Raw genomic sequence first — 13,391 nt, 5'->3', positions numbered from 1 at the left:
TGATCGCCGTTCAAAAGGAGCTATTGTGCAGACGACAAGAAAAGGGCCCGCTCGCGCCTGGCGAACGGGCCCTTTCGGAAACCGCTGTCGAGGGATCAGTACACCCGCTTCTTCGGCTTGATGTACTCGATCTCGTCGGTGAGCGTGTAGTCGTGGACCGGGCGGTAATCGATGTTCGTCGCGCCGCCCTTGCCGCCCCAGCCCTCGAAGGTGGCGACGGTGTGCTTCATCCAGTTCTTGTCGTCGCGCTCGGGGAAGTCCTCGTGCATGTGCGCGCCGCGGCTTTCCTTGCGGTTGGCGGCGCACTCGATGGTGACGACGGCCTGGCCGATCAGGTTGTCGAGCTCAAGCGTCTCGACCAGGTCGGTGTTCCAGATCAGCGAGCGGTCCTGGATGCCCACATCCTGGAAGCCCTTATAGACTTCCTTCATGTGCTCGACGCCTTCCGCCAGCAGCGCGCTGTCGCGGAACACGGCGCAGTGGCGCTGCATCGTCTTCTGCATGTCGGCGCGGATCTGCGCGGTGGGCTTTTCGCCCTTGGCGTTGCGGAAGTGATCGAGGCGGCCGAGCGCGAACTCCTCCGAACCCTTGGGAAGCTCGTTGTGCTTCATGCCGGGCTTGAGCAGCTCCTTGAGGCGGAGACCGGTGGCGCGACCGAACACGACGAGGTCGATCAGCGAGTTGGAGCCGAGGCGGTTGGCGCCGTGGACCGACACGCAGGCCGCTTCGCCGACCGCGAACAGGCCGGGGACGACCGAGTCCGGATCGCCGTCCTTATTGCGGACGACTTCGCCGTGATAGTTCGTGGGGATGCCGCCCATATTATAGTGGACGGTCGGCACCACCGGCAGCGGCTGGCGGGTCAGGTCGACGCCGGCGAAGATCTTGCCGGTCTCGGTGATGCCCGGCAGGCGCTCGTGCAGGATCTTCGGATCGATATGGTTGAGGTGAAGGAAGATGTGATCCTTCTCCTTGCCGACGCCGCGGCCCTCGCGGATTTCCATCGCCATCGAGCGCGCGACGACGTCGCGGCTGGCAAGGTCCTTGGCCGACGGGGCATAGCGCTCCATGAAGCGCTCGCCCTCGGAGTTGGTCAGGTAGCCGCCTTCACCGCGCGCGCCCTCGGTGATGAGGACGCCGGCGCCGTAGATGCCGGTCGGGTGGAACTGGACGAACTCCATGTCCTGCAGCGCGATACCCGCGCGCAGCGCCATGCCGTTGCCGTCGCCGGTGCAGGTGTGCGCCGAGGTCGCCGACTGGTAGACGCGGCCGCCGCCGCCGGTGGCGAGCACCACGGCATGCGAACGGAAGCGGTGGATCGAGCCGTCTTCCATGCACAAGGCGATCACGCCGCGGCAGGCGCCATCTTCCATGATCAGGTCGAGCGCGAAATATTCGACGTAGAAGTCGGCGTCATACTTCAGGCTCTGCTGGTAGAGCGCGTGGAGCATGGCGTGGCCGGTACGGTCCGCCGCGGCGCAGGTGCGCTGCACGGGCGGGCCTTCGCCCATGTTCTGCATGTGGCCGCCGAACGGGCGCTGGTAGATCGTGCCATTGTCGTTGCGGCTGAACGGCACGCCGGCATGCTCGAGCTCATAGACCGCGGCCGGAGCCTCGCGGACCATGTACTCGATCGCGTCCTGGTCGCCGAGCCAGTCGGAGCCCTTGACGGTGTCGAACATGTGCCACGACCAGTGATCGGGCGTGTTGTTGCCGAGGCTCGCCGCGATGCCGCCCTGGGCGGCGACGGTGTGCGAGCGGGTGGGGAACACCTTGGTGATGCAGGCGGTCTTCAACCCGGCCTCGGCGCAGCCCATGGTGGCGCGCAGGCCCGAACCGCCGGCGCCGACGACGACGGCATCATAGGTGTGGTCGATGATCTTGTAGGCGGACATCAGAGCGCAGCTCCTGCCGTGAAGGCGATCTTGAGAATCGAGAAGATGGCGAGCGTGCCGGTCGTCAGCGTGAAGAAGTTCAGCAGCACCATCAGCACGATGTGCACTTCGTCATGGATATAGTCTTCGATCACCACCTGCAGGCCGAGGCGGAAGTGATAGAAGGTGGCGATGACGAGCAGGATCAGCGGCACCGCGACCTGGGTCTGGGCCAGCCAGTGGCGGACCGTCTCGAAATCATAAGCCGGCAGCAGCGCGACGCTGAGCACGAACCACAAAGTGAGGATCAGGTTGGCGCCGCCGGTCAGCCGCTGGTGCCACCAGTGATGCGCGCCTTCCTTGGCGGAGCCGAGGCCGCGGACCTTGCCGATGCTGGTGCCGTTACCCATTGGTCTTACCCCAGATGATGAAGCCCCAGAAGGCGATGGTGAGGAGGATCGCGGCGACATAGGTCAGCAGCGCGGTCGTCTTGTTGGCCTTGAGCTCGAAATTGGCGCCCTGGTCCAGGAAGAAGTGGCGCACGCCGGTGCTCAGGTGCTGGAAGAAGGAGTAGGTAAGGCCGATTCCGAAGACATAGCCGACGATGTTGAGCGCGCCGGACTTCACCGTGAACACGTCGAGGAAGCAGGCATAGGCCGCCGGGCCGGAAGCCAGCGCGACAAGCCACCAGACGAACAGGATCGTCCCCACGGTCGCCAGCCCGCTGCCGGTGACGCGGTGCGTGATCGAGGCCGCCATCGATGGGCCCCATTTCCAGATCGACATATGCGGCGACAGGGGTCGCGCGGTGTTGCGCACATTGGCCAAGATTGAAGTCCTTCCTCGGTCGGTGCCCGTCTCCTTAGTCCGCATGTCGCCGGATGCAAGCTGGCATGCGCAACATCGGGCCTTGACTAACCCGGTCTTAACCAGTTCGCCCGCATATCGCGGAGCAAGTGGCCGATCGTCCCGCGGCCGCACAGGGGACTGTTCCGTGACCAACGCCGTTTCGTCCGAAGACCTGCCCATGCCGGGCACCGTAGCCGCCCGCATCGATGAGCGCGCGCGCCTGCGCATCTTCGATATCGAAGGATCGCTCACCGCTTCCGGTCGGGCCGCCTGGGAAGCGCTGGAGCCCGAGATCCGCGCGGTTTCCGAAGCCTATTGGCATCAGTGGCTGCGCTGCTTCGCCGATGAGCGCAACTGGGCGCCCGACGACACGCAGAAGATGATCGATGTCGGCGTGGTCTTCCTCAAGAACCGTTTCCTCGATCCCGAAGGCCGTGCCTGGATCGAGTCGATCGAGCGTTCGGTCGCCGCTGCCTATGCCGCCAATGTGCCGCCGATGGCGCTGCTTTCGATGATCAGCGCGAGCGACCGGGCGGCGCTCGAGATCCTGATCCGCCGCGTCGGCGCCGAGAATGCGCGACTCGCCGGGCTGATCGACACGCTGATGCGGCTGTCGGCGCTGGAAGGCGACATCACGGTCGAGATCTACAACATGTACCGCGAACACAGCGCCCAGGCGGCGCGCGACCGGCTCGCCGAGGATTTCCGCGATTCGATCGGCGGCACCGTCCAGCGCGCCTCGCGCGAAGGCGAGCAGCTCCGCGTCCAGGCCAGCCACACCTCCGCTTCGGCGCGCGGGATGCTGGGCAAGGCGTCGGAAGTCGCCGCTGCGGCCGAGCAGTCGGCGGTGGCGATGCGCGAGGCGGCACAGACCGCCGCGGGCCTGATCCGCGCGATCGAGGACGCGCGCATGGAAGTCGAGGCGGCGGCGGGTATCGCCACGCGCGCTTCGAGCCAGGCGACCGATGCGGTGGGCATGAGCGAAGCGCTCAGCGACCACGCCAAGTCGATTGAATCGATCCTCGGCCTGATCCGCGACATTGCCGGCCAGACCAACCTGCTCGCGCTCAACGCGACGATCGAGGCGGCTCGTGCCGGTGATGCCGGCCGTGGCTTCGCGGTGGTCGCGCAGGAAGTGAAGAGCCTGGCCAACCAGACCGCCCGCGCCACCGACGACATCGCCGCCAAGATCGCGGCGATCCAGTCGGCGACCAAGAGCACGGTCGAGACCAATGCCTCGATCCGCTCGACGGTGACCGAGGTGCAGGAAAGCGCCAACCGCATCCGTGTCGCGATGGAAGTTCAGGCGCAGACCGTGACCGCGATCACCGCGGCGGTCGACGAGACGGCGCTAGCCGCCGACTCGATGTCCGCCACGATCGGCGCGATCCGCGAGGATACCGAAGCCGTGGCGAGCGAGATCGACCGGGTCGGCCAGGGCTTTGCCGCGCTCGAGGGGCAACTCGGCAGCCTGAAGGGCAGCGCCAGCGATTTCATCGCCAAGGTCGCGGCCTGAGGGGGAGGACATGATGGTAGTTGCACGCGAACCCGGCCGCTGGAGCGGCGGCATGCGGACGGTGGAGGACCATCGCCGCGAATATGACTGGGATGGTGCGATCGAAGCGGGCTGCCGCGAGATCGTCACGCTGATCGGCCATCGCCAGCGCGAGATCGCCGAGGGCTTCTGGGTCCATTTCAAGGCGATGCCGGCGAGCCAGGCAATGCGCGACGTGTTCGACGATCCCGCGCTCTACGAAGCGCAGGTCGCCAACGGCACGCGCTACGGCACGGTGAAGTTCGAGAAGCCGTTCAGCGAGGAATGGGTCGAGATGGTGTGCGCCTATGCCACCCAGACCTATGCCGCGGGCATTCCGCTGCCGGCGGTGGTGGCTGCCTTCTCCTATGCCCATAGCGCGACGATGCGCGCGCTGCGCGAGGCGCTGCCCGGCGATGCCGAGAAGCTGGGGCGTCTCTGCGACGTCGTCCAGCGCATGGCGATGGCCGAGGCCGACCTGATGGCCGGCCATCTCGGTGCGCGCGACGCGGCCTATGCCGATCAGGCGCGCCGCGACCGTTCGCAGAAGTTCAAGGCGAGCATCGCCGAGTCGATCGAAGGGGCCACCGGCCTCGCCAACCGCATCCGGGTGCAGGCGCAGGGCGCCTCGGGCTCGGCGCGCGGCATGCTGGGCAAGGCGTCGGAAGTCGCCGCTGCGGCCGAGCAGTCGGCGGTGGCGATGCGCGAAGCGGCGCAGACCGCTGCGGGCCTGATCCGCGCGATCGAGGACGCGCGCATGGAAGTGGAAGCGGCGGCGGGTATCGCCACGCGGGCTTCGAGCCAGGCGACCGATGCGGTGGGCATGAGCGAAGCGCTCAGCGACCACGCCAAGTCGATCGAATCGATCCTCGGCCTGATCCGCGACATTGCCGGCCAGACCAACCTGCTCGCGCTCAACGCGACGATCGAGGCGGCCCGTGCCGGTGATGCCGGCCGTGGCTTCGCGGTGGTCGCGCAGGAAGTGAAGAGCCTGGCCAACCAGACCGCCCGCGCCACCGACGACATCGCCGCCAAGATCGCGGCGATCCAGTCGGCGACCAAGAGCACGGTGGAGACCAATGCCTCGATCCGCTCGACGGTCAGCGAAGTCCAGGCAAGTGCCAACCGCATCCGCGGCGCGATGGAAATCCAGGCGCAGACCGTCACTGCGATCACCGCGGCAGTGGACGAGACCGCGCTAGCCGCCGACTCGATGTCCGCCACGATCGGCGCGATCCGCGAGGACACCAAGTCGGTGACGCACGAGATCGACACGCTCCAGAAGGACGTCGCCGAAGTCGACGACCGCCTCCACAAGCTGCGCACCGCCGCGGAGAGCTTCTCCAGCAGCGTAGCGGCCTAGAACTTCGTCATTCCCGTGAAGGCAGGGATCCAGGGGCAAGCAGGACAGCACTTGCTACTCTGGACCTCCGCCTCCGCGGGGATGACGGGGACCGGGCGAAGCGCTACGCAGGCGCATGGCCACCCATATCCTCCTCACCGGCGCGAGCCGCGGCATCGGTGCCGCGATCGCCGAGAGCTTCAAGAACGATAATGTCCGCCTGATCGGCCAGGGCACGCGAAGCGGCATGCCCGCCGACTTCGCCGATCCCGCCGCCCCCCAGGCACTTTGGGCGAAGGCGCTTGATGCGCTGGACGGCCGGATCGATGTGGTCATCAACAATGCCGGCGTGTTCGAGAGCAACCCGCTCGACATCGATCACGACGACTGGGTGGCGAACTGGGAGCGGACGATGCGGGTGAACCTCACCGCCTCGGCCGAGCTCTGCCGTCTCGCCATCTGCCACTGGCAGGCCGAGGGGCGCCCCGGCCGCATCGTCAACATGGCGAGCCGTGCAGCGTATCGCGGCGACAGCCCGGCGCACTGGCATTATGCCGCCTCCAAGGCGGGCATGGTCGGCATGACCAAGAGCATCGCGCGCGGCTATGCGCGCCAGGGCATCCTCGCCTTCGCGATCTGCCCGGGCTTCACCATGACCGGCATGGCCGACGAGTATCTCGCCAGCCGCGGCGGCGAGAAGCTGCTCGCCGACATCCCGCTCGGCCGGGTGGCGGATACCGACGAAGTGGCGGTGCTCGCCCGCTTCTGCGCGCTTTCCGCGCCGCCTTCGATGACCGGATCGGTGCTCGACATCAACGGAGCCAGCTATGTCCGATAGCCCGCCGGTCGAAGCCCCCAAGCCGTGGCGTCCGTCGTTCGGCGGCCAGATGGGGGCGCTGGTGATCGGTGCGCTGGCGATGATCGGTGCGATCGTCGGGTTGCTGGCGATCGTGATGGCCGTGGCGATGTTCTACGATGGCCCCCGCCACCGGGAAGCGCCGGCGCAGGTGGAGGCCAAGGCCGCCAACGAAGTGTTCGCGGTCTCGGAAGTCACGCCGCTGCGCGGCATCAATCTCACCGAGATCGTGATCGCGACCGAGCGTTCGATCGGACGGGGTGGCGGGAGCTATTCGGCCGGCGAACCCGCGGACGATCGCAACGTTATCCTGCTCGACAAGGCCAGCGGCGCGAGCCGGAAGATTCTGCCCGACAACAGCCGGCGGATCCTCGAGCGCCAGTATCTTGCCGGGGCCTCCGGCGGTGACGCGGCGCAGAAGAAGCCCGAGCCGCCCTTCGCTTACTATCTGTTCCGCGTCCGCGCGCAGGGCGGCAAGGAGGATGTGCTGGTCGGCGATCTCGCCACCGGGCGCCAGGCCTTCCTGCTCACCGGCCTGGATGGGGTGGACAAGATCTGGATGCAGAGCCCGACGCGCGTCGCATTGCTGATGCGCCAGGGCCGCAAGTTGCAATATCGCGCGATCGAGATTCCCGCCCTCAAGGTGGTCGTCGCGCGCCCTGTGGAGATTGATTGATGTCGAGCTGGAAGCTCATCCTGCCCTGCACCCGCGCCGAGGCCGAGGCGATCGACGCCGATGACGAGGCGGTGTTCCAGATCGAGCCGTCGCCGGTGCTGCTCACCAGCGAAGTGATCGCGGACGATCCGCTTGCGTGGCAACTCGAGGCCTATTTCGACTCCAAGCCGAACAGCGCCGCGCTTGCCGCGGTGCAGTCGCTGGCGCCCAGCTCCAGAGGCGTGAAGGCTGTCGCCGAGAAGATCCGTGACGCCGATTGGGTAACGCTCAGCCAGGCAGGGATCGAGCCGGTCCAGGCCGGCCGCTTCTATGTCCACACCGCCACCAACAAGGGCAAGGTGCCGACCGGGGCCAAGACGTTTCGCATCGATGCCGGCCTCGCCTTCGGCACGGGTACCCACGAGACCACCTCGGGTTGCCTGATCGCGCTCGACCGGCTCAAGGCCGAGGGCAAGCGCTTCGAGAACATCCTCGACGTCGGCACCGGCACCGGGCTGCTCGCCTTCGCCGCATTGCATCTCTGGCCGCGCGCCTATGCCACCGCCTCGGACATCGATCCGCGCGCAGTCGAGGTCACGGCCGAGAACGCCGATATCAACCGCGTGCCGCTCGGCGGCGGGCAGGGCGCACTGGCGCTCGCAGCCGCCGCCGGCGTCGAGCATCCGCTGCTGCTCGGCCGGGCACCCTATGATCTCGTCATCGCCAATATCCTCGCTGGCCCGCTGGTCGAGCTGGCGCCGAGCCTGGGTGCGGTGCTGGCCGAGGGCGGCACGCTGATCCTGGCGGGGCTGCTGGGGACCCAGGCCGAGACCGTGGCCCAGGCCTATCGCCGCCAGGGGCTTCGCCTGGTCAACCGCACCGATCGCGGCGACTGGCCGACGCTGACGCTCACCAAGCGTGTGCGCTACGGCACCGAGCGCGTGACCCGCCTCAGCCGCGGCAAGGGCGAGGCGCCGGGCTTCGGCAGCTGGTAGTACGCTAGCCTACCTGCATTCCTTCTGGTTCCCCGGCGTTCGCCGGGGAGCAGTTAGTTGGAGTCTGTCCCGTCCGGCTTGCGGATCGAGACGGTGCCATAGGTCATGAACACGTGCGTGCTGCCCGCCGGCCCGCGATAGCCGCCCTGCGCGCCGGCCAGGTGGCAGGCCAGCGCGGTGAAGGTCCAGGCATCGGTCTCGTCGGTCTGAATCTTGCGCGTGGTCAGCGCCGCCAGCCCATATTGCTCGCCGAATTCCAGCACGCGCCGCGCGTCATGCGAGGCCGACTCGGGTACCGACGGGTGATCCCAGCCCCATAGCCAGCTGCCGTCGAGCGTGTTGAACGTGCCGATCACCTGCACCGGCGCGGTGATCTCCCAGCCCTTGTCGTTGGTGAAGCTGATCGTGCCGGCATCGAGATCGGCTTCCCAGGTGCCGCCCTCGCCCAGGCCCCAGGTCGCCATCGCGAACTCGGTCTTGAGCTTCAGCTCCTCCTCGGCCCGGGCAAGGGTCAGGTCCGGCTCGGGCAGCGCCTCCGCTTCCGGCGCCGGCCTGCCGCCGCCGAACAGCTTCCTGAGGAAACCGACCATCAGGCAGCCTTGCCCTTCGCATATTCCTGCGTGCCACTGGTGATGACATCGTCCCCCGGCAGGATCTCTGCGATCGGAATGTCCGGCTTGCCGATGATCTCGTCATAGAGCGGCGCGAAATCGGTCTCGACCGTCTGACGCAACAGCTCGCCGAAGCTGGGGATAACGAAATAATTCTGCTGGAAGTCGTCGATCCGATAGTCGGTCTGCATCACCCGCTTCATGTCGAAGCCGATGCGGTTGGGGCTGGCGCTCTCCAGCGAGAAGACGCTTTCGGCCGAGGATGAGACGATGCCGGCGCCGTAGATGCGCAGATCGTCATCCTCGCGGATCAGCCCGAACTCCACCGTGTACCAGTAGAGCCGGCCGAGCTGCTTCAACGCGCCCAGCTCGAGCGCGCGGTTGCCGCCGCGGCCATAGGCTTCGAGATAATCGGCGAACACCGGATCGGCGAGCATCGGCACATGGCCGAACACGTCGTGGAAGACGTCCGGCTCCTGGATATAGTCGAGCTGGTCGGGCCGGCGGATGAAGTTGCCGGCGACGAAGCGGCGATTGGCCATATGATCGAAAAACACATTGTCGGGTACCAGGCCCGGCACCGCCACCACCTGCCAGCCGGTCAGCTTCATCAGCCGCTCGGACAGCTCTTCGAAATTCGGGATGCCCGATTCGGACAGGCGCAGCGCGTCCAGGCCGTTGAGATAGGCCTGGCTCGCGCGGCCGGGCAGCAGCTTCGCCTGGCGCTCATAGAGCTTGTCCCAGGTAGCGTGTTCCTCGGCCGTATAGGCCTGCCAGTTCTGCGGGATCGTCCAGTCTGCCGACGCGCCTTCGGGCGGACGGTCGAGTACATGCGTGTCTTGCGCCATGGATCTGACATAGCATGGTGCGGGGCGGACGTGAAATGGGGAGGGCGGTGTTGCGGATATTGCTGCGGCTGGCGGGAGCGCTGGTGCTGGTGGTCGTGCTCTATCTCTCGGCCGCCGGACTTGGTGCCGGACTGGCAGTGAATGGCGGGCGCGAGCCGGTGGCCGCGGGCGTGCGAATCTATGTCGCCGACAATGGCGCGCATACCGATCTGATCCTGCCCGCCGCCGCCTTCCGCGATGTCGCCAGGCCCGAGCATCTCGCCGATCCGCGCTACGGCGCCGAGCCGTACATGGCGTTCGGCTGGGGCAATCGCGATTTCTATCTGCACACCGCCCGGTGGAGCGACCTCAACCTGTGGCGCACCGCCAAGGCGCTGGCCGGGGTCGGATCGACCGTGCTCCATGTCGCGCATATCCCCGAGCCGCGCGTCGGCGGGCCGGTCCGCGCGCTGGTGCTGAGCAAGGAGGAATATCGCCGGCTGGTGGAATATGTCCGCGGCACCTTCGCGGCCGGGCCGGTGGTGCGCGGTTATGGCGGGCGCGACGCCTTCTACAGCGCAAAGGGCGGCTATAGCGCTATCAACACCTGCAACGAGTGGACCGGGCGGGGCCTGCGCAAGGCAGGAGTGCGCATGGGGGTCTGGACGCCGCTGCCCTGGGGGGTGATGCTGTGGCTATGATACCGAGGACCGCCGCCGATCCGCCGCCCAGGCTCACGCTTGCGATCGAGCCGGCGCGCGCCGCGCTCAACATCGCCGAGCTCGTGGGTTTCCGCCTCGCCGGACTTCCTCGGGGCGATGGCCGCCCGGTGCTGGTCTCGCCCGGTCTGTGCAACACCGATCGCTCGAACTTCGTGCTGCGCGCCATGCTGCGCCGGCTCGGCTACCGCCCCTATCCCTGGAAGCTCGGCCGCAATTTCGGCGTGCGCACCGTCGGCCCCGAATGCGAGCGGCTGATCGCGCGGGTCGAGGAGATCCAGCGCGAGACCGGCGAGAAGGTCACCTTGGTCGGCGTGTCGCTGGGCGGGGTGATGAGCCGCATCGTCGCGCATCGGCATCCCGAGCTGGTGCGCGCGGTGCTGACGATCAGTTCGCCTTTTGCCGGCCTGCCCAGCGCCACCAATGTCTGGCGCCCCTTCCAGCTGTTCACCGGCGAGAAGATCACCGATCCCGTCGTCGTCGGCCGGCTCAGGGAAGCTGCGCGGCCGCTGCCCATGCCCTCCGCCGCGATCTGGAGCCGCAGCGACGGGTTCGTGAACGGGCTGATCTGCCGCGAAGGCGAGGGTGCTGCCTGCCGCGCGATCGAAGTGCGCAGCAGCCATCTCTTCGTCCAGATGAAGCCGAAGGTGTTGCGCGCCGTGGCGGAGATGCTGGGAAGCTGGGCCTAGGCCGGAACGACGCGCCGCCCGCTCGCGCGCACGGTGGCGCAGGCCGGGGTGCCGTCCTTGCCGGTGCCGTTGACGGTGATCTCGAGGACGCCGCCGCGCGCCGCCTGCTCCAGCAGCGCCCGTTCGATATCATGGATGTCGATCTTCATCCGGCGCGACCAGGGCGAGCCATGGTCGCCAGCCGCCTGGCCGATGCGGATATAGACGAAGCGCCGTTCCGGTCCTTCACGACGCACCTGGTCGCCGAAGAATTTGGGCCCGGGCTCGAAGCGCACTGGGAAGTCGAAATGCAGCGCTTCGCCCGCCAGCGACGTCTTCGGATCGAGCGGCATGTCGTCCTTCGCCTGCAGGCTGTGCCGCACGCCGTCGACCGGCTGCTCGATGACGATCCGGAAGCGGATGGGGATCTGATCGGCCTTCGCCATGGAAGCGGAGCCTAGCAGGGCGCGCCGGCGTCCGTCTCGAACAAAGTCAGGTCGCGTTCGCCGATGCCGAGTTCCGGCCAGGCGGTGCGCCAGGCCTGGATATGCGGGCTCGCCCAATGCGCCTCCAGCGTGGTGCGGTCCGCCCATTGCTCGGTCACATGGATCAGCCCGGGATCGAGCACATCCTCGCCATAGCTGTAATGGATGCACCCCGCTTCGGCGCGGCTGCCCTCCACCATCGCCGCCATTACCGGGCGGGCGGCATCGAGATTGGCCGGGGGCAGGCGGAAGGTGCCGGTGATGATCAGCATGGGTTACTCCACTCGGGTGTTGTGCCAGCTCAGCGCAAGCAGCAGGAGCGCGATCGCGTGGCTGGCGAAGATCGCCACCGGCACGCCGCTCCATGCCGGTTCGGCGGGCAGCATTGCGCCGATCAGCATGCGCTTGAAGAAAAGGTCCCACAGCAACGGCAGTACCAGCAGGGCGACGAAGCCCAGGATGCGGTGGCGCTGTGGCAGATGGCGCCAGGCATGGATCAGCGGAGGCGCGGCCAGCACGAGCGTGAACGCCAGCATCGCCAGATAGCCCAGCATCTCGCCGAACAGCGCCCGGCCGATGATCCGCTCGTCGCCGCCGCCGGTCGCCACGGTGACGACCCGCGCAAGCGGCAGATTGGCGAAGATCAGGAGCAGGCCGATCGGCCCACGCAGCGCGACGCCGGCATAGATCAGCGCCCAGCTCAGCGCCGGACCGGCCAGCGCGGCGATCCATGCGGCGGAGGCCGGGCAGTTGTCGGGCAGGACGAAGGTTGAAAGCGTCATGCCGCCCCAGGCGCCGCAGATGATGCGGCCGGTCGCATGGTGGATCAGCTCATGCGCGCCGAGGCACAGCCAGGAAAGCGCGGCGAGAAACAGCAGCGCCGCCGCGCCGGGCCAGCGCGTCATTGCCGGGTTCAGGCGGTTTCGCGGTCGAGCAGTTCGTGCACGTCGAGGCCGAGCAGGGCGATATGCTCCTTCACGCGCGGCCAGTAGCCGGTAAGGAAGCGCTCGCGCTCGGCGATACGCAGCTTCTCCACCGCGCCCGGCAGCACGAACATGCCGACGCCGCGACGGACCTCGACATAACCATCGTCCTGGAAGCTCTGATAGGCCTTGGCCACCGTCAGCGGATTGGCGCCATGTTCGGCGGCAAGCGCGCGCACCGACGGAAGCTGATCCCCTGCCCGGTATTGCCCACGCAGGATCGCCGCGGCGATGCTGGCGCGCAGCTTGAGGTAGACCGGGCTGTCCTCGTGCTCTAGCGCTGTCATGGTGCTATAATACACCAATTAGGCGGCAGGTCCATACCCGGGATTCCACCTATGTGCGATTTCGGACAATTCGGGGCGGGGGCGCTCCTCCAGCGGCCGCTCCGGGGTTCCGATGAAGACGAATCCGGCGATCTTCTGGCCTTCGCCGCCGAACAGATCGCGCACCGCGTCCGAATAGGCGGCCCAACCGGTAAGCCAGCCGCCGGCAAATCCCATGGCGTGCGCGGCATGGAGCAGGTTCATGCAGGCGGCGCCGGCAGAGAGCTCCTGCTCCCACACGGGGATCTTGTGCGGCACCACCGGCGCGGAAAGCACCACTACCAGCGCCGGCGCCTGGGTGGCGAACTGGATCGCCGCTTCCTCGTCACGCTCGGTGCAGCCCTCCTTCTCGCTGCGCAGTATCGCCGCAAGCTTCTCGCCGAGCGCGGCGCGGGCCTCGTCCGGCACCACGACGAAACACCAGGGGAAGAGCTTGCCATGGTCGGGGGTGCGCGCGGCGATCGCGATCATTTCGTCGAGCTGCTCGGGGCTGGGGCCGGGTGCGCCCAGGTCACGCGGCTTGCCGGAGCGGCGGGTGCGGAGCAGTGCGAGCGGGGAAGTGGTGTCGTTGAAGGTCATGCCGGGCATCTAGGGTGCGAGGGTCGCGTCGCCAAGCTGGCGACCGATCGGAAGCGATCCCCGGCTTTCGCCGGATGGCGGGTCGGGG

At 67.6% G+C, this 13,391-nt stretch carries 17 protein-coding genes; 7 read left to right on the top strand and 10 right to left on the bottom strand.

What is annotated here, in order from left to right; genetic code table 11:
• Positions 1-95: 95 nt before the first annotated feature.
• Genes sdhA through sdhC form a run of 3 tightly spaced genes read right to left on the bottom strand, consistent with a single transcriptional unit; the run spans position 96 to position 2,660 of the window.
• On the bottom strand, positions 96-1,898 hold the full coding sequence (gene sdhA, locus AC1RJ5_RS11655; protein ID WP_493114678.1) for a succinate dehydrogenase flavoprotein subunit: 1,803 nt from the start codon (positions 1,896-1,898) through the stop codon (positions 96-98).
• Positions 1,895-2,284: a succinate dehydrogenase, hydrophobic membrane anchor protein gene (gene sdhD / locus AC1RJ5_RS11650; protein WP_269573743.1), complete on the bottom strand. Its 390-nt coding sequence runs from the start codon at positions 2,282-2,284 to the stop codon at positions 1,895-1,897. Before sdhD ends, sdhA begins: the two co-directional genes overlap by 4 nt.
• The gene (gene sdhC / locus AC1RJ5_RS11645; protein WP_446745940.1) at positions 2,277-2,660 is read right to left on the bottom strand and encodes a succinate dehydrogenase, cytochrome b556 subunit; all 384 of its coding nucleotides are present in this window, start codon (positions 2,658-2,660) and stop codon (positions 2,277-2,279) included. Before sdhC ends, sdhD begins: the two co-directional genes overlap by 8 nt.
• 235 nt (positions 2,661-2,895) lie before the next feature.
• On the opposite strand from sdhC, the gene AC1RJ5_RS11640 reads away from it, so the two are divergent.
• From AC1RJ5_RS11640 to AC1RJ5_RS11620, 5 genes are all read left to right on the top strand, one after another.
• Entirely contained in the window at positions 2,896-4,239 is a 1,344-nt protein-coding gene (locus AC1RJ5_RS11640; protein WP_493114676.1) for a methyl-accepting chemotaxis protein, read from the top strand.
• 10 nt (positions 4,240-4,249) lie between these two features.
• Complete coding sequence (locus AC1RJ5_RS11635; RefSeq protein WP_269573745.1) at positions 4,250-5,620, top strand: methyl-accepting chemotaxis protein; 1,371 nt, start codon at positions 4,250-4,252, stop codon at positions 5,618-5,620.
• Between the two features lie 115 nt (positions 5,621-5,735).
• Positions 5,736-6,437, top strand: a complete 702-nt coding sequence (locus AC1RJ5_RS11630) for an SDR family NAD(P)-dependent oxidoreductase (protein ID WP_493113426.1) — start codon at positions 5,736-5,738, stop codon at positions 6,435-6,437.
• Positions 6,427-7,131 carry a hypothetical protein gene (locus AC1RJ5_RS11625; RefSeq protein ID WP_493113425.1) on the top strand — a complete coding sequence of 235 codons (705 nt, stop codon included), beginning with the start codon at positions 6,427-6,429 and terminating at the stop codon, positions 7,129-7,131. The genes AC1RJ5_RS11630 and AC1RJ5_RS11625 overlap by 11 nt, the downstream gene beginning before the upstream one ends.
• Entirely contained in the window at positions 7,131-8,105 is a 975-nt protein-coding gene (locus AC1RJ5_RS11620; protein ID WP_493113424.1) for a 50S ribosomal protein L11 methyltransferase, read from the top strand. The genes AC1RJ5_RS11625 and AC1RJ5_RS11620 overlap by 1 nt, the downstream gene beginning before the upstream one ends.
• 53 nt (positions 8,106-8,158) lie before the next feature.
• On the opposite strand, the gene AC1RJ5_RS11615 is transcribed toward AC1RJ5_RS11620, so the two are convergent.
• The gene (locus AC1RJ5_RS11615) at positions 8,159-8,695 is read right to left on the bottom strand and encodes a DUF6882 domain-containing protein (RefSeq protein ID WP_493113423.1); all 537 of its coding nucleotides are present in this window, start codon (positions 8,693-8,695) and stop codon (positions 8,159-8,161) included.
• Positions 8,695-9,564 (bottom strand): phenylalanine 4-monooxygenase, encoded by an 870-nt coding sequence (gene phhA, locus AC1RJ5_RS11610; protein ID WP_493113422.1) that lies wholly within the window; start codon positions 9,562-9,564, stop codon positions 8,695-8,697. Before phhA ends, AC1RJ5_RS11615 begins: the two co-directional genes overlap by 1 nt.
• Positions 9,565-9,614: 50 nt before the next feature.
• On the opposite strand from phhA, the gene AC1RJ5_RS11605 reads away from it, so the two are divergent.
• Both AC1RJ5_RS11605 and AC1RJ5_RS11600 read left to right on the top strand, forming a co-directional pair.
• Entirely contained in the window at positions 9,615-10,244 is a 630-nt protein-coding gene (locus AC1RJ5_RS11605; protein ID WP_269573751.1) for a TIGR02117 family protein, read from the top strand.
• Positions 10,241-10,951 (top strand): esterase/lipase family protein, encoded by a 711-nt coding sequence (locus AC1RJ5_RS11600; RefSeq protein ID WP_269576556.1) that lies wholly within the window; start codon positions 10,241-10,243, stop codon positions 10,949-10,951. Before AC1RJ5_RS11605 ends, AC1RJ5_RS11600 begins: the two co-directional genes overlap by 4 nt.
• Here the strand turns inward: AC1RJ5_RS11600 and AC1RJ5_RS11595 are convergent.
• The 5 genes from AC1RJ5_RS11595 to AC1RJ5_RS11575 are packed head-to-tail and all read right to left on the bottom strand — an operon-like array spanning position 10,948 to position 13,303.
• Positions 10,948-11,376: a DUF5990 family protein gene (locus AC1RJ5_RS11595; protein WP_493113421.1), complete on the bottom strand. Its 429-nt coding sequence runs from the start codon at positions 11,374-11,376 to the stop codon at positions 10,948-10,950. The two genes, AC1RJ5_RS11600 and AC1RJ5_RS11595, sit on opposite strands and share 4 nt — an antisense overlap.
• Positions 11,377-11,387: 11 nt before the next feature.
• Complete coding sequence (locus tag AC1RJ5_RS11590; RefSeq protein ID WP_493113420.1) at positions 11,388-11,687, bottom strand: putative quinol monooxygenase; 300 nt, start codon at positions 11,685-11,687, stop codon at positions 11,388-11,390.
• 3 nt (positions 11,688-11,690) lie between these two features.
• Positions 11,691-12,320 (bottom strand): hypothetical protein, encoded by a 630-nt coding sequence (locus AC1RJ5_RS11585; protein WP_269573754.1) that lies wholly within the window; start codon positions 12,318-12,320, stop codon positions 11,691-11,693.
• An 8-nt stretch (positions 12,321-12,328) separates the two neighbouring features.
• Positions 12,329-12,685 carry a GntR family transcriptional regulator gene (locus tag AC1RJ5_RS11580; protein WP_116840148.1) on the bottom strand — a complete coding sequence of 119 codons (357 nt, stop codon included), beginning with the start codon at positions 12,683-12,685 and terminating at the stop codon, positions 12,329-12,331.
• An 18-nt stretch (positions 12,686-12,703) separates the two neighbouring features.
• On the bottom strand, positions 12,704-13,303 hold the full coding sequence (locus tag AC1RJ5_RS11575) for a nitroreductase family protein (RefSeq protein WP_493113419.1): 600 nt from the start codon (positions 13,301-13,303) through the stop codon (positions 12,704-12,706).
• Positions 13,304-13,391: the final 88 nt, after the last annotated feature.

Source organism: Sphingomonas sp. GW822-FHT03G08 (genome assembly GCF_058801135.1).
Note: the sequence above shows the minus strand (reverse complement) of the source record. Positions and strands in the feature narration are given on the sequence as shown.